The organism is Pseudomonas sp. IT-P74, from assembly GCF_949768175.1.
Classification (GTDB): Bacteria; Pseudomonadota; Gammaproteobacteria; order Pseudomonadales; family Pseudomonadaceae; genus Aquipseudomonas.
In genome coordinates, this window is the sequence record NZ_CATKQD010000011.1 from 216,758 (window position 1) to 234,255 (window position 17,498).

The window sequence follows — 17,498 nt, forward strand, 5'->3', positions numbered from 1 at the left end:
CACTTTACCGGGTGGGTGGGATACAGGCAATTCCGTGGTGCCCGGCCCGGCCCCATCGCGAGCAGGCTCGCTCCCACAGGGGTTGATGGTGTACACAAATTTCCTATTCAACTGCAACTCTCTGTGGGAGCGAGCCTGCTCGCGATGAGGCCAGCACTGACGACGCTACTTCCATAAAAAAACCCGCGCCTCTTGCAAGGCGCGGGTTCTTTCATTTCATCAATCGATCAACGCTCGAGCAGGATCCGCAGCATGCGGCGCAGCGGTTCGGCCGCACCCCACAGCAACTGGTCGCCGACGGTGAACGCGCCGACAAACTGCGAACCCATGTTCAGCTTGCGCAGACGGCCAACCGGGATGTTCAGGGTGCCGGTGACCTTGTTCGGGCTCAGCTCCTGAATGCTGGTTTCGCGGCTGTTCGGCACCAGCTTGACCCAAGGGTTGTGCTGGCTGATCAGCCCTTCGATATCAGCGATCGGTACGTCTTTGTTCAACTTGATGGTCAGCGCCTGGCTGTGGCAGCGCATGGCGCCGATGCGCACGCAGATGCCATCGACCGGGATCGGGCTCTTGAAGCGACCGAGGATCTTGTTGGTCTCGGCCTGGGCCTTCCACTCTTCGCGGCTCTGGCCGTTCGGCAGTTCCTTGTCGATCCACGGGATCAGGCTGCCGGCCAGCGGTACGCCGAAGTTTTCGGTCGGGTACGCGTCGCTGCGCATGGCTTCGGCCACTCGGCGGTCGATGTCGAGGATCGCGCTGGCCGGATCGGCCAGTTGATCGGCAACAGCGGCGTGGGTCGCGCCCATTTGCTTGATCAGTTCACGCATGTTCTGCGCGCCGGCACCGGAGGCCGCCTGATAGGTCATGGCGCTCATCCACTCCACCAGCCCAGCCTCGAACAGACCACCGAGGCCCATCAGCATCAGGCTGACGGTGCAGTTGCCGCCGATGTAGTTCTTGGTGCCTGCATCCAGCTGCTGGTCGATGACCTTGCGGTTGACCGGATCCAGAACGATCACCGCGTCATCCTGCATGCGCAGGCTGGAAGCGGCATCGATCCAGTAACCCTGCCAGCCGGCTTCGCGCAGCTTGGGGAAGACTTCGCTGGTGTAGTCGCCACCCTGGCAGGTCAGAATCACGTCGAGGGTCTTCAGCTCTTCAATGCTGTAAGCGTCCTTGAGCGGAGCAATGTCCTTGCCCACGGACGGGCCTTGGCCACCGACATTGGAAGTGGTGAAAAACACCGGCTCGATAAGATCGAAATCCTGCTCTTCCAGCATCCGCTGCATGAGCACGGAACCGACCATGCCGCGCCAACCGATCAGACCTACACGTTTCATCGCAACTACACCTTCTTGAAATGTGGACCGCTACCTTGTCTTGAATTTGGCAGCGGGCCCGAGAGATTACAGATTCCGCAGCGCGGCGACTACTGCGTCACCCATTTCCTGCGTACCGACTTTAGTACAACCGGCCGACCAGATGTCGCCGGTGCGCAAGCCCTGATCCAGCACCAGGCTGACGGCTTTCTCGATGGCATCGGCCGCGGCTTGCTGGCTGAAGCTGTAGCGCAGCATCATCGACACCGACAAAATGGTCGCCAACGGGTTGGCGATGCCCTTGCCCGCGATGTCCGGCGCCGAACCGTGGCACGGCTCGTACATGCCCTTGTTGTGGGTGTCCAGAGACGCCGACGGCAGCATGCCGATCGAACCGGTAAGCATCGAGGCCTGGTCGGACAGGATGTCGCCGAACATGTTGTCGGTGACGATCACGTCGAACTGCTTCGGTGCGCGCACCAACTGCATCGCGGCGTTGTCGACGTACATGTGGCTCAGTTCGACTTCAGGATAATCCTTGGCCACTTGTTCGACCACTTCACGCCACAGTTGGCTGGAGGCCAGTACGTTGGCCTTGTCCACGGAGCACAGCTTCTTGCCACGGACCATGGCCATGTCGAAACCGACACGGGCGATACGACGGATTTCGCTTTCGCTGTACGGCAGGGTGTCATAAGACTGACGCTCGCCGTTTTCCAGGGTGCGGGTACCGCGTGGCGCGCCAAAGTAGATACCGCCGGTCAGCTCACGCACGATCAGGATGTCCAGCCCGGAAACGATTTCCGGCTTCAGGCTGGAAGCCTCGGCCAGTTGCGGGTACAGGATCGCCGGGCGCAGGTTGCCGAACAGGCCCAGTTGCGCACGGATCTTCAACAGGCCGCGCTCAGGGCGGATGTCACGTTCGATGGCATCCCATTTCGGACCGCCAACGGCGCCCAGCAATACGGCGTCGGCCGCGCGGGCACGTTCCAGAGTCTCGTCGGCCAGGGGCACGCCGTGCTTGTCGATGGCAGCACCACCGATCACGTCATGGCTCAGCTCGAAGCCCAGGGCGAACTTGTCGCTGGCCAACTCCAGCACCTTGACCGCTTCGGCCATGATTTCCGGGCCAATACCGTCGCCTGGGAGAATCAGAATCTGCTTGCTCATGCTTTCCTCATGTCATCAGTCGGTGCGCCTTTGGCGCACCCGGAAAAATTCTATCGATCGGTGCCTATCTTTCTACAAACAGCACCAATACATCGGTACTGAACGAACCATCGGCTTCAATCTCGAAATATTCGCGTACTTCGTTGCCCATCGACTGCTGCAATTCGCGGATCGCCGCGCGCATCACTTCAGGCGTGCGCATGCGCTCGACCCAGCTGTTGTACTCCAGGCGCAAACGCTGACGCGTGGTACTGCGGGTGTGCAGCCCCGCCTCGCTGACCTGGCGCAACCACTCGCCGGCGGAATAATCGCGCACATGGCTGGTGTCGCGCAGCACTTCGACGCTTTGCAGGTAAGTGTCGAACAGCGGGCTACCCGGTGACAATACGTCGACGAATGCCGCCACACCGCCCGGCTTCAGGACTCGACGCACCTCCCGCAGGGCCACGCCCAGATCGCTCCAATGGTGCGCCGAATAGCGGCTGAAGACGAAATCGAATTCGCCATCGGCGAACGGCAGGCGCTCAGCGGCACCGTTGACCGTGGACACGTTGCTCAAGCCACGATCGACAGCGGCAGCGGTCACCACGTCGAGCATCTGTTGGGACAGGTCGTAAGCCACCACTTCTTTCACCAATGAGGCTACGTGAAAACTTACGTGACCGGCGCCGCAGCCAAGATCCAGGACCCGGGCATCGCCCTGCCCCGCCAGCTCGGCCTGTAGCAGCGCAAATTCAGTGCCTTGAGCGTGTACGGCGCTGCTCAGGTAGGCCGAGGCCTGTTCACCGAATTGCTTCTGGACTACCTGGGTGTGCTGGGCGGTGCTGGTCATGGGGACTTCCTTTTGGGGCTTAGTCTTGGGGTGCCTCTACTGCCGCCATCGCTAGCAGGCTAGCTCCCACATTGGATCTATGGCGTACACAAGTCCCCTGTGGGAGCTAGCCTGCTAGCGATGAGGCCAGAGTGGCCTACATCAATGTCGGATCAATCAAGCGTCGCGAAACAACCACGGCTGGCTAGCCCGGTGCTTGGCCTCAAACGTCGCAATCGCCTCATGGTCCTGCAACGTCAGGCCGATATCGTCCAGGCCGTTGAGCAGACAATGTTTGCGGAAGGCATCGATTTCGAAGCTCAACACCTTGCCGTCAGGGCGGGTCACGGTCTGGGCTTGCAGATCGACCTGCAACTGGTAGCCCGGATTGGCCTCGACCTGCTGGAACAGCTCATCGACTTCGGCATCGCTCAAAATGATCGGCAGCAAGCCGTTCTTGAAGCTGTTGTTGAAGAAGATGTCGGCATAGCTCGGCGCGATGATGCTGCGGAAACCGTACTCTTCCAGGGCCCACGGCGCGTGTTCACGGCTGGATCCGCAACCGAAGTTCTCCCGGGCCAGCAACACGCTGGCGCCTTGGTAACGTTCGGCGTTGAGGACGAAGTCCTTGTTCAGCGGACGCTTGGAGTTGTCCTGGTAAGGCTGGCCCACATCCAGGTAGCGCCATTCATCGAACAGGTTCGGGCCAAAACCCGTGCGCTTGATCGACTTCAAGAATTGCTTCGGGATGATCTGGTCGGTGTCGACGTTGGCACGATCCAAAGGCGCGACAAGACCAGTATGTTGGGTAAATGCTCTCATGCTTACTGCGCTCCCTGAATCAATTCACGGACGTCGATGAAACGACCGTTCACAGCGGCTGCGGCGGCCATGGCCGGGCTGACGAGGTGGGTACGACCACCGGCGCCCTGACGGCCTTCGAAGTTACGGTTGGAGGTCGAGGCGCAATGCTCGCCGGACTCCAAACGGTCCGGGTTCATCGCCAGGCACATCGAGCAACCCGGCTCACGCCATTCGAAACCGGCTTCGAGGAAAATCTTGTCCAGGCCTTCCGATTCAGCCTGGGCTTTGACCAGACCCGAGCCCGGCACGACGATGGCCTGCTTGATGGTCGAGGCCACTTTGCGGCCCTTGGCGATCACGGCCGCAGCGCGCAGGTCCTCGATCCGCGAGTTGGTGCACGAACCGATGAACACGCGATCCAACTGAATGTCGGTGATCGCCTGGTTGGCGGTCAAACCCATGTACTTCAAGGCACGGACGATGGAGTCGCGCTTGACCAGGTCCATTTCCTTCGCGGGATCCGGCACGTTCTGATCCACCGCCAACACCATCTCAGGCGAAGTGCCCCAGCTGACTTGCGGCTTGATGTCGGCTGCATCGAGTTCAACAACGGTGTCGAAGACGGCGTCGGCATCGGAAACCAGGTCTTTCCAGGCTTCGACGGCCAGGTCCCATTCGGCGCCTTTCGGAGCAAATGGACGGCCCTTGACGTAGGCCACGGTTTTTTCGTCAGCCGCTACCAGGCCTACGCGAGCGCCGGCCTCGATGGACATGTTGCAAATGGTCATGCGGCCTTCGACGGACAGGTCGCGTATCGCGCTGCCAGCGAATTCGATGGCGTGGCCGTTGCCGCCGGCGGTGCCGATCTTGCCGATCACCGCGAGCACGATGTCCTTGGCGGTCACGCCGAACGGCAATTGGCCTTCGACGCTCACCAGCATGTTTTTCATTTTCTTGGCGACCAGGCACTGGGTGGCGAGCACATGCTCGACCTCGGAAGTGCCGATACCGTGAGCCAATGCGCCGAATGCGCCGTGGGTCGAGGTGTGGGAGTCGCCGCAGACCACGGTCATGCCCGGCAAGGTCGCGCCCTGCTCCGGGCCGATGACGTGGACGATGCCCTGGCGAACGTCGTTCATCTTGAACTCGACGATGCCGTATTCATCGCAGTTGTCATCGAGGGTCTGGACTTGCAGGCGCGAGACCTGGTCAACGATGGCGTCGATGCCGCCCTTGCGCTCCGGCGTGGTCGGTACGTTGTGGTCCGGGGTCGCGATGTTGGCATCGATGCGCCATGGCTTGCGCCCGGCCAGACGCAGGCCTTCGAAGGCTTGCGGCGAGGTCACTTCGTGGATGATGTGACGATCGATGTAGATCAGCGCGGAGCCATCGTCGCGCTGCTTGACCAAATGCGAATCCCAGAGCTTGTCGTAGAGCGTTTTGCCGGCCATCAGACGGTTCCTCATCAGCTTTTTCTATGCCAGAGAGGTCTGTATAGCGAGTTTCGTTAGTCAACTTCGGCGCCAGAAGCCCATATCCTGCGTTGCTGCTCCTCGCCATAGCGCGCTATGACTCGTCGCAGCGCCTTGGCTATGGACTTCTGGCATCCGAATTTGAACTAACAAACTCGCTACACAGACCTCTGGGTCTTGAAAGACTCAATAACCCTTTGGCTTGTGAGGCTGATCCTATGGGGTTACATTAAATAACTCAAATTCATATTTTTTATGCTTTGGATAACCAATTGGAATGCGACTATGGATCTGGCCAACCTCAATGCTTTTATTGCCATCGCCGAGACCGGAAGCTTCTCCGGCGCCGGCGAACGGCTGCACCTGACCCAGCCTGCCATCAGCAAACGCATCGCCGGGCTGGAGCAGCAATTGAAGGTGCGGCTGTTCGATCGCCTGGGGCGTGAAGTGGGCCTGACCGAGGCCGGGAGCGCCCTGCTGCCGCGGGCCTACCAGATTCTCAATGTCCTCGATGATACGCGCCGCGCCCTGACCAACCTCACCGGCGAAGTGACCGGCCGTCTGACCCTGGCCACCAGTCACCACATCGGCCTGCACCGTTTGCCGCCCTTATTAAGGGAGTTCACCCGGCGCTACCCACAGGTGGCACTGGATATTCAGTTCCTCGATTCGGAAGTGGCCTACGAGGAAATTCTCCACGGCCGCGCCGAACTGGCGGTCATTACCCTGGCACCGGAACCCCACGCGCTGGTCAAGGCCACCCCGGTGTGGGACGACCCGCTGGATTTCGTGGTTGCCCCGGAGCATTCGCTGCTCAATAACGGCCAGGTCAGCCTGGCGGACATCGCCCGTCACCCGGCGGTCTTCCCCGGCGGCAACACCTTTACCCACCACATCGTGCAGCGGCTGTTTGAAGCCCAGGGCCTGACGCCAAACATCGCGATGAGCACCAACTACCTGGAAACCATCAAGATGATGGTCTCGATCGGCCTGGCCTGGAGCGTTTTGCCGCGCACCATGCTCGATGACCAGGTGGCGCGCATACCTTTGCCGGGCATACAGCTCACTCGCCAGCTAGGCTATATCCTGCACACGGAAAGGACACTGTCGAACGCCGCGCGGGCCTTCATGGCCCTGCTGGATGCTCAACTCGATCCGCCAGGGACTCAAGGCTAAGTTGTGCTACTCCTATAGAGCCGCGAATTCCCGTGCCAAACGCCCATTCAGCCTAAGGCTTGCCAATGCCCAAATCTGTTGACCGTATTCCGCCAATGCCGCGCATACAGGCACTTGACCCGAAAAACTCCGAACAGAGCTGGGAAAGTGCCTCGCAACTGTTGGCCGCGCTCAACGGCGCACGCCTGGGTGCCTGGTATTGGGACATCGAGCGCGGGCAGATCAGTTGGTCTCGGGGTACGCAGGCGCTGTTCGGCTTCGATCCCCGGCAACCGCTGCCACGGGATCTGGAATACCTTGACCTGCTGCCCCCGGAAGATCGCGCGAAAACCCTTCGCGCATTCCACGCGGTCATCGCTGGCGCACCACTGGAGCAAGCGATGCATCACCGCATCCGCTGGCCCGATGGCAGCCTGCACTGGCTGGAGATCAACGGCAGCCTGTTGCCGGACAAACACGGCCGGCCACGGATGATCGGTGTGATCCGCGAGATTACCCACCAGCGTCAGCGCGAACAGGCGTTGAGCAGCTCGGAAAAGCGCTTCGCCACCCTGTTCCACCTGTGCCCGAACATGGTCCTGCTGACCCGCCAGGAAGACGGCCTGATCTCCGAAGCCAACCAGTATTTCGAAAGCCTGTTCGGCTGGCCGGTGCAAAACGCGATCGGCCGCACCACCCTGGAGCTGGGCCTGTGGGTACACCCCGAGCAACGGGACGAACTGGTCAAGGCCACCAAAGCCAAAGGCGACCTGGTCAGCATGGAAGTGCAGTTTCGCGCCAGCAATGGGCAAATCCATGATGGCATCCTCAGTGCGCAAAAGGTCGAGCTCGAAGGCCAGCCCTATCTACTGAGCACCTTCCTTGACACCACCGAACGCAAAGTCGCCGAACAGGCCCTCAAGGACAGCCAGGAACGTCTCGATCTGGCCCTGGACTCGGCGCAACTCGGCACCTGGGACTGGCACATTCCCAGCGGCATGCTCTACGGATCGGCACGGGCCGCCCAACTGCACGGCCTGGACGCCAAACCCTTTCACGAGTCCTTCGACGAGTTCTTCGAAGGCGTGCCCGGCGAAGAACGCGACACCATGCGCGACGCTTACCGCAGCCTGCGTGAAGGCCCGGCCGGCAACTACCAATTGACCTACCGCGTGCAATTGCCCGACGGCAGCTCGCGCTACCTGGAAAGCCGTGCCCGCCTCTACCGTGATGACAGCGGCGTGCCGGTGCGCATGGCCGGTACATTGCTCGACATCACCGACCAGGTGGAGCGCGAACAACGGCTGGTGGCCTCCGAAGAAAAATTCGCCACGCTGTTCCAGGTCAGCCCCGATCCGATCTGCGTCACCCACCAGGACACCGGCCAGTTCATTGAAATCAACTCCAGCTTCACCCAGACCTTCGGCTGGAGCACCGCCGATGTGATCGGCCGCAGCGCCGACGAAATCGGCCTGTGGGACGCTTCGGCGAAAAGCCTGCGACGGATCGAACAAGTGATCCGCGAACAAGGCCTGAACAACGTGGCCATTCTCGTCCAGCACAAGGACGGACAGGTCCTGACCTGCGTGATTTCCAGCCGCCAGATCAGCGTCGGCGACCAGGCCTGCATCGTCACCACGCTGCGCGATATCACCCAGCAACAGCGCTCGGAAGCGGCGCTCAAGGCCAGTGAAGAGAAATTCGCCAAGGCCTTCCACTCCAGCCCCGACGCCATAACCATCACCGAGCGCGACACCGGACGCTATCTGGAGGTCAACGACGGTTTCTGCCGCCTGACCGGTTACCGCGCCGAGGAAGTGGTGGGCCGCACGGTGTATCAGGTCGGGATCTGGGCTGAAGAAAAACAACGCTCGGCGCTGCTGGCCGAATTGCAGATCAAGGGTCGGGTTCATCACCAGGAAATGCTCGGGCGCAACAAGCGCGGCGAACTGCTCACCGTCGAAGTCTCGGTGGAACCGATCACCCTCAACGAAACCGCCTGCCTGTTATTGACCGCACGCGACGTCAGCCTGCTGAAAAACGCCGAAGCGCAGATCCGCCACCTGGCCTACCACGACCCACTGACCAACCTGCCCAATCGTGCCTTGCTGATGGACCGTCTGAGCCAGCAGATCGCCCTGCTCAAACGCCACAACCTGCGCGGCGCGCTGATGTTCCTCGACCTCGACCACTTCAAGCACATCAACGACTCCCTCGGGCACCCGGTGGGCGACACGGTGCTGAAAATCATCACCGCGCGCCTGGAAGCCAGCGTGCGCATGGAGGACACCGTTGCGCGCCTGGGCGGTGACGAGTTCGTGATACTGCTCAGTGGCCTCGAAGGCTCGCGCAGCGAGGTCAGCGATCAGGTTCGCGAAGTGGCCGACACCATTCGCGAGCTGCTTTCCGAACCAATGTTCCTCGACGGCCAGCGCCTGCAGGTGACCCCAAGCATCGGCATCGCCCTGATCCCCGATCACGGCTCGACCCCGACCGACCTGCTCAAGCGCGCGGACATCGCGCTTTATCGCGCCAAGGACTCGGGGCGCAATACCGCGCAGATGTACCACAACACCATGCAGAAGGCCGCGAGTGAACGCCTGCGCATGGAAACCGACCTGCGCCTGGCGCTTTCCCGGGGTGAATTTCGCGTACATTACCAACCTCAGGTCGACGCCCGGGGCGACCGCATCGTCGGCGCCGAGGCCCTGGTACGCTGGAATCATCCGGAGCTCGGCCCGCAGTCACCCAACGAATTCATCAAGGTACTGGAAGACAGCGGACTGATTCTGGAGGTCGGCACCTGGATCCTCGACGAAGCCTGCCAGGCCTTCAAGCAATTGATCGAAAACGGCCTGATAGACCCGCTGAGATTCAGCCTGTGCGTGAACATCAGCCCGCGCCAGTTCCGCCAGAACGACTTCGTCGAACGCGTCGAAAACAGCCTGTCCAGCCATGGCCTGCCCTGCTCCCTGTTGAAGCTGGAAATCACCGAAGGCATCGTCATCCAGAACCTGGAAGACACCATCAGCAAAATGCGCCGCCTGAAAAAACTCGGCGTGAGCTTCGCCATGGACGACTTCGGCACCGGCTATTCCTCGCTGACCTACCTCAAGCGCCTGCCAGTCGATACCCTGAAAATCGACAAGTCGTTCATCCGCGACGCCACCAGCGACCCGAACGACGCCGAGATCATCCGCGCCATCGTCGCCATGGCCCGCAGCCTGGATTTGAAGGTGATTGCCGAAGGGGTGGAAACGGCGGAGCAGCTTGAGTTCTTGCAGGGGTTGGACTGTCACTTCTACCAAGGGTATTTGCACAGCCAGCCGTTGCCGGTGGAGGAGTTTCAAAAACTGCTGAAGTGACGAGCACAAAAAAGGGCGCCAATGGCGCCCTTCTTCTTGCTCTGACTTAGTGTTGCAGAGCCTTCTTCTGCGTGCCGTTGATCGGGATGCGCTTGGCTTTCGCCTCTTCCGGTACCACCCGCAGCAGGTCGATGCTCAACAGACCATTACTCAGGCCGGCAGCCTTGATCTCGATGTGATCAGCCAGACGGAAGGACAGCTTGAAGGCACGTTGCGCAATGCCCTGATACAGATAAGTGACGTCTTCGTCCGCGTCGCGTTTACCGCCACTGATGGTCAGCACACCTTTCTCGACTTCGAGCTCCAAGTCTTCTTCCTGGAAACCGGCCGCGGCAATCACGATACGGTATTGATCGTCGCCGTGTTTCTCCACGTTATAGGGTGGATAGCTGCTGCCTGGCTCGTTGCGCAGGGCGGTCTCGAACAGGTCGTTGAAACGGTCGAAACCTACCGAGGAACGGAACAGTGGGGCCATGGAAAATGTAGTAGCCATGATGCAAATCTCCTGAAAACAATCAGCAAGGTTTTTTGTCTCCGCGACCCGAATTCGGCATCGCGTAATCCTTAGATAGGGACCGCTGATTGCATTTCAAGAGATTGTTTTCTGCTTTTTTCATAAAAAGTTTCAGGCCGCTTCCGCCACCGGCAGCCCCAGCAAACGCGAGACGTTATCCAGCTCGGTCTCACGACGCAGCACGGTGAACAGCTCTACCGCCTCGGGATAATTGCGGGTCAGCATCGCCAGCCATTGCTTCAGGCGGCCCGGCGACTGGCGTGGCGTCATCTGTGCCTTGGCTTGCAGCCAGAAGTCCTGGATCAGCGGCAGCAACTCGGCCCACGTCATCTCGACCACTTCTTCACCGGCCCGCGCTGCGGCGATCTGCCGGGCAAGGTCCGGACGCGAAACCAGGCCGCGACCAAGCATGATGTCTTCAACGCCGCTGATCTCGCGGCAGCGACGCCAGTCTTCGACGCTCCAGATGTCGCCGTTGGCGAACACCGGAACCTTGACCACGTCCTGCACCCGCGGAATCCACTCCCAGTGCGCCGGCGGCTTGTAGCCGTCGACCTTGGTCCGCGCGTGCACCACGATGTGTTCGGCGCCGCCTTCGGCCAGGGCCGTGGCACATACCAGCGAACCGTCCGGGCTGTCGAAGCCCAGGCGCATCTTGGCGGTGACCGGAATGTGCGCGGGGACGGCACGACGGACATGCTCGACGATCTGGTTGAGCAGCTCGGGCTCCTTGAGCAATACCGCGCCACCACGGGATTTGTTGACGGTCTTGGCTGGACAGCCGAAATTCAGGTCAATCACTTCGGAACCCAGCTCGCAGGCCAGCGCGGCATTTTCCGCCAGGCACACCGGATCGGAACCGAGCAGTTGCACACGCAGCGGCACGCCGGAGGCCGTCCGGGCACCGTTGAGCAACTCCGGGCCGAACTTGTGGAAATAGGCAGGTGTCAGCAACTGGTCGTTGACCCGAATGAACTCGGTCACGCACCAGTCAATACCACCCACGCGGGTCAACACATCGCGCAGGATGTCGTCGACCAACCCCTCCATGGGCGCCAAAGCAATTTGCATGAAAAACACACTCGAGGAAAAACGTGCGGCAGTTTACTGGATTGCGCGAAGAATCTGCAGAACATCACAAATCCCCCCTGTAGGAGCAGCCGGTCGACGCTCGATTGCTCGCGAAAAACCTGAGACCACCGTGGGGAGCCAGGCTGGTCGCGTTATCGTTGACGACCATCGCGAGCGAGCTCGCTCCTACATTGGTTAGAGCGATAGCAACGCCGGGCCATAGCCTTCAATGAACTCCCCCGGCATGCGCTTGGGCTTGCCGGTGGACAGCTCGATGCAGACGAACGTGGTCTGCGCGCGCAATAGCGTGGTGTTGTCACTGGGGCGGATCAACTGGAAGTGCCGAGTCATTTTCAGGCGTTGGTCCCAATCCACGATCCAGGTCGCCAATTGCAATTCATCGTCCTCATAGGCAGCCGCCAGGTAATCGATCTCGTGCCGCACCACCGCCATCGCCCGGTCCAGCCGACGATATTCGACCAGGTCCAGGCCCAGGCGCTGGGAGTGGCGCCAGGCACAGCGTTCGAGCCAGGTCACGTAAACCGCATTGTTCGCGTGCCCCAACCCGTCAATGTCCTCGGCGCTCACTTGCAGATCAATGATGAACGGCGTTTCCCGATCCCAGCCCATGCCCGACTCCCTGGTCAGATAATTTCGACCAGGGCAGTGTAACGGAAGCTCAGGCGGATTGGCGTGATTGCAGGCTGCGCCCGGCCAGCAGTGATAACACGCCATCAATCACCCGAGGGTCGGCCAGGACTCGCTGATGACCACCTTCCTTCAAACGCAACAAGCGGCTATCGAACCAGGCTTCGTGAATCAGCTGGGATTCCTTCACCAAGACGAAGTTGTCGTCTTCGGCGTGGACAATCAGGCCCGGCATGTCGAGTTGATAGTGCGCGACATCCAGTGTCGCGGCTCGCATGCCGACGTCTTGCTCGACCTGGCGAATGAACGCCGAGCGGGCCTTCGGTGGCAGCCCGACATAGCGGGCAAAGCCACGCAGCACGCCGAGAATCCGCGCCGGAGCGGCAATGGTGACCAGGGTTTCGGTGCGCAAGCCCAACTGGACCGCGAGCATGGCGCTGGCGCCCCCCATGGAGTGGCCGATGACCGCTTGCAGGGGCGGCAGTTCGGAAGCCGCTTCAAGCATGGCGCGGGCGAACAGCACCACATTCGCTTCGCTGCCCGGCGAGCGACCGTGGGCCGGACCATCCAGGGCCACGACCGAGTAACCGGCATCGACCAGCGCAGTGATGAGGCTGGCGAACTGCGTCGGCCGCCCTTCCCAACCATGCATCAGCAAGACTGCCGGGCCTTGGCCCCAGCGCAAGGCCGAGAGACCAAAACGCAGGGTGATCCGCTCGGACTTGGCCAGCAGTGGCAGCTCCCAGTCACGCAGCGGCAGATCCCTTGGCGTCATGAACGCCTGTCGCATTTTGCTTGCGACCAGTTTCGGGGCAAACCAGCCCAAGGTGCCATTAACGCCACGAACCCACTTTAACGCGCTCATCGCATTCTCCTCAGGCCGCAGCCTTCAGGTCAACGCACTGCCGATTTGGCGGCACGCAGTAATCGATCGGACAACTCTCCAGGCCCCAGCGCCCGCGCCAGAGCCAACCCACCCACCATCAAGGCCATGTCGGCCAGGGCTTTTTCGGTTTCTTCAGGGCTGGCCGCCAACTGCGCGACCATCAATTCCACATGCTCATTGAGCGCAACACGAAACGCTTCCGGCAGCCGCCCCAGTTCGCCGACCGATGCCGGGATCGGACAGGCCGATTCGGAGGAATCACGGTGCTTGCGCGACAGATAGAACGCTGCCACCAGCGCGCGGCGCTCTTCGCCGGTCAACTGCTCGTCCATGTCGGCAATCAGGTCGCGGCGGTGACCGAGCAATTGCCTGAACGCCTCGAGCATCATCGCGTCCTTGCTTTCGAAGTGTGCGTAGAAGCCGCCGACCGTCAGGCCCGCCGCACCCATCACTTCGCCCACGCTTGGCTCGGCCGGGCCGCGCTGAATCAGCGCTGCGCTGGCGGCCTTGAGGATGCGTTCGCGGGTTTGAGCTTTTTTATCGTTCATCGTCGCCTCCGAATATTACGATTGAAATATTATTCCCATAATAAATTTTAGCAAGTCATGGACATGACCGCTGGTCTGAAGAACAGTTTTTTTGGAAATGGGAGGATTTTTGTCAAACGCCAGACAAACAAAAGGGCCATTCAATAATTGAATGACCCTTATAAAATCCCGCAGAGCGGGTAATCGTGGCGTCCCCTAGGGGACTCGAACCCCTGTTACCGCCGTGAAAGGGCGGTGTCCTAGGCCACTAGACGAAGGGGACACAAACCCTTCTATACAACTGATCAGTGCTGAGTGCTGATCGATTCAAGGCCGGTGTGGCCAGACCTTGAACTGTAAAATTGGTGGAGCTAAGCGGGATCGAACCGCTGACCTCCTGCATGCCATGCAGGCGCTCTCCCAGCTGAGCTATAGCCCCGGATTTTTCGCCTCGCGGCGGAGCGACATCTTGCAACATCGCTTCTGTAAAACTGGCGTCCCCTAGGGGACTCGAACCCCTGTTACCGCCGTGAAAGGGCGGTGTCCTAGGCCACTAGACGAAGGGGACGCAAACCCTTCTATACAACTGATCAGTGCTGAGTGCTGATCGCTTCAAGACCGGTGTGGCCAAGTCTTGAAGTGTAAATTGGTGGAGCTAGACGGGATCGAACCGTCGACCTCTTGCATGCCATGCAAGCGCTCTCCCAGCTGAGCTATAGCCCCTCATCGTTGATGTCATCGCTGAGGACGGGGCGAATCTTAAGGGCGTATCGAAAGTCTGTCAAACTTATTTTTGAAAAATTTCAAAATTTTTTGCCGACATAACAACCACTTACCGCCCTCCCCCTCGTAAATTCAGGGGAAGCGCCGAAGAACGGGAGCAAAAGATCCCGGCCTTCGGCCATTACCGCAGAGGCAAACGCAATCAGGCGATAGCGCCCAACAGCTTTTCCCACTCTTTGTTTTCTTTCTTCGACACGCCGCCCAGCAGGTCAATGGCCTGGCGCAGACGGAAACGGGTCAGGTCCGGCCCGAGGATTTCCATCGCATCGAGCACCGACACCGAGCTGGCCTGGCCGGTGATCGCAGCGAACATCAGCGGCATGGCATCACGCAGCTTCAGCTCCAGGGACTCGACCACAGCCTGAATGGTTGCGGTGATGCTGTCCTTCTCCCACTGACGCAGGCTTTCGAGCTTCCACAGGATCAACTGCATCAACTGGCGGACCTGATCGCCCGACAGCTTCTTGGATTCGAACAGCTTGGCATCGGGGTTCACGCCACCGGCAAAGAAGAACCCGGCCAGTGGTGCCACCTGGCTGAAGGTTTCGACCCGGCCCTGCACGTGCGGCGCGATCTTCATCATGTATTCGGAGTTGAACGCCCACTTCTGCACGCGCGCGGCGAACTCTTCCACCGGCAGGTCGCGCAGCCACTGGCCGTTGAGCCACGACAGCTTCTCGATGTCGAAGATCGGCCCGCCGAGGGACACGCGCTTGAGGTCGAAGTTGTCGACCATTTCCTGCAGCGAGAACTTCTCGCGCTCGTCCGGCATCGACCAGCCCATGCGCCCCAGGTAGTTGAGCATCGCTTCGGGCATGAAGCCCATGCGCTCGTAGAAAGTCACCGAGGTCGGGTTTTTGCGCTTGGAAAGCTTGCTCTTGTCCGGGTTACGCAGCAGCGGCATGTAGCACAGCTCCGGTTGTTCCCAGCCGAAGTATTCGTAAAGCAGGATCAGCTTCGGTGCCGATGGCAGCCACTCTTCGCCACGCAATACGTGGGTGATGCCCATCAGATGGTCATCGACCACGTTGGCCAGGAAGTACGTCGGCAGGCCGTCGGTCTTCATCAGGACTTGCATGTCCATGCGGTCCCACGGGATCTCGACGTCGCCACGCAGCATGTCCGGCACCACGCAGACGCCTTCGCCTGGTACTTTCATCCGGATAACGTGGGGCTCGCCAGCCGCCAGGCGACGGGCGACCTCTTCCTTCGACAGCAGCAGCGCGCGGCCGTCGTAGCGCGGGGTTTCACCACGGGCCATCTGCTCGGCGCGCATCTGATCCAGCTCTTCGGCAGTGCAGAAGCACGGGAAAGCATGACCGAGCTCTACAAGCTGCTGGCAATACTTCTGATAAATATCGCCGCGCTCGCTTTGACGGTACGGACCGTGCGGGCCGCCGACGTCCGGGCCTTCGCTCCAGTCGATCCCGAGCCAGCGCAAGGCGTCGAAAATCTGCTGTTCGGACTCACGAGTCGAACGCAGTTGGTCGGTGTCTTCGATCCGCAGGATGAACTCACCGCCGTGTTGCTTGGCAAAGCAGTAGTTGAACAAGGCGATGTAAGCGGTACCTACGTGGGGATCCCCGGTAGGCGATGGCGCGATGCGAGTGCGGACGGTGGTCATGGCATGTCTCGAAAAGAAAAAAAGCAAAGTTCAAACAAGGCGCGAATGGTAACAGGCGATACCCGCCCGGCTCCAGCGAACAGGGCATTTAAGCCAAGGTTGCGGCTGTAACGCCCGTATGTCGCGGATATCGGCCGACGGCATTTACCGCTTATCGGCTGTATGCCAGATTTGCCTGCTGATAACTTCCCTTACAATTTCTCGACTACAGTTTGCCTCATGCCTGCCCAACTCAAGCGTCGCCTCTTCACGTTCCTGCTGATTGTCCTGCTGATTGCCGGGGGCCTGTTTGCCCATTGGTTCTTCAAGGGGCGCTTTTATGAAAGCACCGACAACGCCTATGTCCAGGGCGAGATCACCCGCGTGTCGAGCCAATTGGGCGCGCGTATCGATCAGGTACTGGTGCAGGACAACCAGCATGTCGAGAAAGGCCAGTTGCTGGTCAAACTCGAAGGCGACGACTTCCGCCTCGCTGTCGACCGCGCCAATGCCGCCCTGGCCACCCGCGAGGCCGAGCGCCTGCAAGCCCAGAGCAAACTGACCCAGCAGGCCAGCCTGATTGCCGCCAGCGAAGCGCAAGTCGCGTCCAGCCAGGCCAGCCTGGGTCGCTCGCAGATCGACCTGACCCGCGCCGAGACCTTGCGCAAACCCGGTTATGTCTCGGAAGAACGGGTGACCACCCTCTCCGCCGAATCCCACATTGCCCGCTCCCAACTGGCCAAGGCCCAGGCCGACGCACAAAGTCAGCGCCAGCAAGTCAACGCACTCACCGCAGAGATCAAACGCCTCGACGCGCAGATCGCCAACGCTAAAACCGATTTGGCCCAGGCCGAACTGAACCTGACCCGCAGCGAAATCCACGCCCCCATCAGCGGCCTGATCGGCCAGCGTGCGGCCCGCGAAGGCCAATACGTGCAGGCCGGCGCTTACCTGTTGTCGATCGTGCCGGACGAAGACATCTGGATTCAGGCCAATTTCAAGGAAACCCAGATTGGCCACATGCAGCCCGGCCAGGAAGCCGAACTGACCTTCGATGCCTACAGCGATACCCCGATCAAAGCCCGGGTCGACAGCCTGTTCGCCGCCTCGGGTGCGCAGTTCAGCCTGTTGCCGCCGGACAATGCCACGGGCAACTTCACCAAAGTCGTACAACGGATTCCGGTAAAACTGACGTTCTCCGCGGACAATCCACTACGCGGCAAGATCCGCCCGGGCATGTCGGTCACCGCCAAAGTGAACATCAAGGACGCGCCTGAAGAAATCACCCCCAAAGTGAGCCACAAAGACGCCCCTGACGATGGCCGGTGATCAACTGATCCGCCCGGTCGGCGAACCGACCCGGCGGGACT

14 protein-coding genes and 4 tRNA genes are annotated in these 17,498 nt (G+C 60.5%); 3 read left to right on the top strand and 15 right to left on the bottom strand.

Going from position 1 to position 17,498, the window contains the following annotated elements:
- Positions 1-227 precede the first annotated feature (227 nt).
- From asd to leuC, 5 genes are all read right to left on the bottom strand, one after another.
- Positions 228-1,340 carry an aspartate-semialdehyde dehydrogenase gene (gene asd / locus ACM6J5_RS09980; protein ID WP_007975660.1) on the bottom strand — a complete coding sequence of 371 codons (1,113 nt, stop codon included), beginning with the start codon at positions 1,338-1,340 and terminating at the stop codon, positions 228-230.
- Positions 1,341-1,406: 66 nt separating this feature from the next.
- Positions 1,407-2,489, bottom strand: coding sequence for a 3-isopropylmalate dehydrogenase (leuB, locus tag ACM6J5_RS09985; RefSeq protein ID WP_095943680.1), 1,083 nt, complete (start codon positions 2,487-2,489; stop codon positions 1,407-1,409).
- A gap of 64 nt (positions 2,490-2,553) precedes the next feature.
- Positions 2,554-3,321 (bottom strand): class I SAM-dependent methyltransferase, encoded by a 768-nt coding sequence (locus tag ACM6J5_RS09990; RefSeq protein ID WP_095943681.1) that lies wholly within the window; start codon positions 3,319-3,321, stop codon positions 2,554-2,556.
- Positions 3,322-3,477: 156 nt separating this feature from the next.
- Entirely contained in the window at positions 3,478-4,122 is a 645-nt protein-coding gene (gene leuD / locus ACM6J5_RS09995; RefSeq protein WP_045057951.1) for a 3-isopropylmalate dehydratase small subunit, read from the bottom strand.
- A 2-nt stretch (positions 4,123-4,124) separates the two neighbouring features.
- A complete protein-coding gene (gene leuC / locus ACM6J5_RS10000) occupies positions 4,125-5,555 on the bottom strand; it encodes a 3-isopropylmalate dehydratase large subunit (protein WP_414928373.1) in 1,431 nt (476 codons plus the stop codon).
- A gap of 306 nt (positions 5,556-5,861) precedes the next feature.
- Between leuC and ACM6J5_RS10005 the strand changes: the two genes are divergently transcribed.
- Positions 5,862-6,752, top strand: coding sequence for a LysR family transcriptional regulator (locus tag ACM6J5_RS10005; RefSeq protein ID WP_414928374.1), 891 nt, complete (start codon positions 5,862-5,864; stop codon positions 6,750-6,752).
- A gap of 65 nt (positions 6,753-6,817) precedes the next feature.
- On the top strand, positions 6,818-10,096 hold the full coding sequence (locus ACM6J5_RS10010) for an EAL and GGDEF domain-containing protein (protein ID WP_414928375.1): 3,279 nt from the start codon (positions 6,818-6,820) through the stop codon (positions 10,094-10,096).
- A gap of 46 nt (positions 10,097-10,142) precedes the next feature.
- Here ACM6J5_RS10010 and ACM6J5_RS10015 read toward each other — a convergent pair whose 3' ends face one another.
- From ACM6J5_RS10015 to gltX, 10 genes are all read right to left on the bottom strand, one after another.
- Positions 10,143-10,589, bottom strand: coding sequence for an Hsp20 family protein (locus ACM6J5_RS10015; RefSeq protein WP_095943686.1), 447 nt, complete (start codon positions 10,587-10,589; stop codon positions 10,143-10,145).
- Positions 10,590-10,721: 132 nt separating this feature from the next.
- On the bottom strand, positions 10,722-11,681 hold the full coding sequence (locus ACM6J5_RS10020) for a tRNA dihydrouridine synthase (protein WP_008050845.1): 960 nt from the start codon (positions 11,679-11,681) through the stop codon (positions 10,722-10,724).
- Positions 11,682-11,876: 195 nt separating this feature from the next.
- Positions 11,877-12,311, bottom strand: coding sequence for an acyl-CoA thioesterase (locus tag ACM6J5_RS10025; protein ID WP_414928376.1), 435 nt, complete (start codon positions 12,309-12,311; stop codon positions 11,877-11,879).
- A gap of 49 nt (positions 12,312-12,360) precedes the next feature.
- Positions 12,361-13,194, bottom strand: a complete 834-nt coding sequence (locus ACM6J5_RS10030; RefSeq protein WP_095943689.1) for an alpha/beta fold hydrolase — start codon at positions 13,192-13,194, stop codon at positions 12,361-12,363.
- Positions 13,195-13,223: 29 nt separating this feature from the next.
- Positions 13,224-13,763 (bottom strand): TetR/AcrR family transcriptional regulator, encoded by a 540-nt coding sequence (locus ACM6J5_RS10035; protein WP_414928377.1) that lies wholly within the window; start codon positions 13,761-13,763, stop codon positions 13,224-13,226.
- A gap of 186 nt (positions 13,764-13,949) precedes the next feature.
- Positions 13,950-14,025, bottom strand: a tRNA-Glu gene (locus tag ACM6J5_RS10040).
- Between the two features lie 80 nt (positions 14,026-14,105).
- Positions 14,106-14,181 (bottom strand) — tRNA-Ala (locus tag ACM6J5_RS10045).
- A gap of 53 nt (positions 14,182-14,234) precedes the next feature.
- A tRNA-Glu gene (locus ACM6J5_RS10050) sits at positions 14,235-14,310 on the bottom strand.
- A 79-nt stretch (positions 14,311-14,389) separates the two neighbouring features.
- Positions 14,390-14,465 (bottom strand) — tRNA-Ala (locus ACM6J5_RS10055).
- 202 nt (positions 14,466-14,667) lie between these two features.
- Positions 14,668-16,149 (bottom strand): glutamate--tRNA ligase, encoded by a 1,482-nt coding sequence (gene gltX / locus ACM6J5_RS10060; RefSeq protein WP_414928378.1) that lies wholly within the window; start codon positions 16,147-16,149, stop codon positions 14,668-14,670.
- Between the two features lie 219 nt (positions 16,150-16,368).
- On the opposite strand from gltX, the gene ACM6J5_RS10065 reads away from it, so the two are divergent.
- The gene (locus ACM6J5_RS10065; RefSeq protein WP_414928379.1) at positions 16,369-17,457 is read left to right on the top strand and encodes an HlyD family secretion protein; all 1,089 of its coding nucleotides are present in this window, start codon (positions 16,369-16,371) and stop codon (positions 17,455-17,457) included.
- Positions 17,458-17,498 lie beyond the last annotated feature (41 nt).

Excerpts from the sequence above, each read along its gene's own strand:
- asd (WP_007975660.1), bottom strand. The coding sequence starts at position 1,340 with ATGAAACGTGTAGGTCTGATCGGTTGGCGCGGCATGGTCGGTTCCGTG.
- leuB (WP_095943680.1), bottom strand. The coding sequence starts at position 2,489 with ATGAGCAAGCAGATTCTGATTCTCCCAGGCGACGGTATTGGCCCGGAA.
- ACM6J5_RS09990 (WP_095943681.1), bottom strand. The coding sequence starts at position 3,321 with ATGACCAGCACCGCCCAGCACACCCAGGTAGTCCAGAAGCAATTCGGT.
- leuD (WP_045057951.1), bottom strand. The coding sequence starts at position 4,122 with ATGAGAGCATTTACCCAACATACTGGTCTTGTCGCGCCTTTGGATCGT.
- leuC (WP_414928373.1), bottom strand. The coding sequence starts at position 5,555 with ATGGCCGGCAAAACGCTCTACGACAAGCTCTGGGATTCGCATTTGGTC.
- ACM6J5_RS10005 (WP_414928374.1), top strand. The coding sequence starts at position 5,862 with ATGGATCTGGCCAACCTCAATGCTTTTATTGCCATCGCCGAGACCGGA.
- ACM6J5_RS10010 (WP_414928375.1), top strand. The coding sequence starts at position 6,818 with ATGCCCAAATCTGTTGACCGTATTCCGCCAATGCCGCGCATACAGGCA.
- ACM6J5_RS10015 (WP_095943686.1), bottom strand. The coding sequence starts at position 10,589 with ATGGCTACTACATTTTCCATGGCCCCACTGTTCCGTTCCTCGGTAGGT.
- ACM6J5_RS10020 (WP_008050845.1), bottom strand. The coding sequence starts at position 11,681 with ATGCAAATTGCTTTGGCGCCCATGGAGGGGTTGGTCGACGACATCCTG.
- ACM6J5_RS10025 (WP_414928376.1), bottom strand. The coding sequence starts at position 12,311 with ATGGGCTGGGATCGGGAAACGCCGTTCATCATTGATCTGCAAGTGAGC.
- ACM6J5_RS10030 (WP_095943689.1), bottom strand. The coding sequence starts at position 13,194 with ATGAGCGCGTTAAAGTGGGTTCGTGGCGTTAATGGCACCTTGGGCTGG.
- ACM6J5_RS10035 (WP_414928377.1), bottom strand. The coding sequence starts at position 13,763 with ATGAACGATAAAAAAGCTCAAACCCGCGAACGCATCCTCAAGGCCGCC.
- gltX (WP_414928378.1), bottom strand. The coding sequence starts at position 16,149 with ATGACCACCGTCCGCACTCGCATCGCGCCATCGCCTACCGGGGATCCC.
- ACM6J5_RS10065 (WP_414928379.1), top strand. The coding sequence starts at position 16,369 with ATGCCTGCCCAACTCAAGCGTCGCCTCTTCACGTTCCTGCTGATTGTC.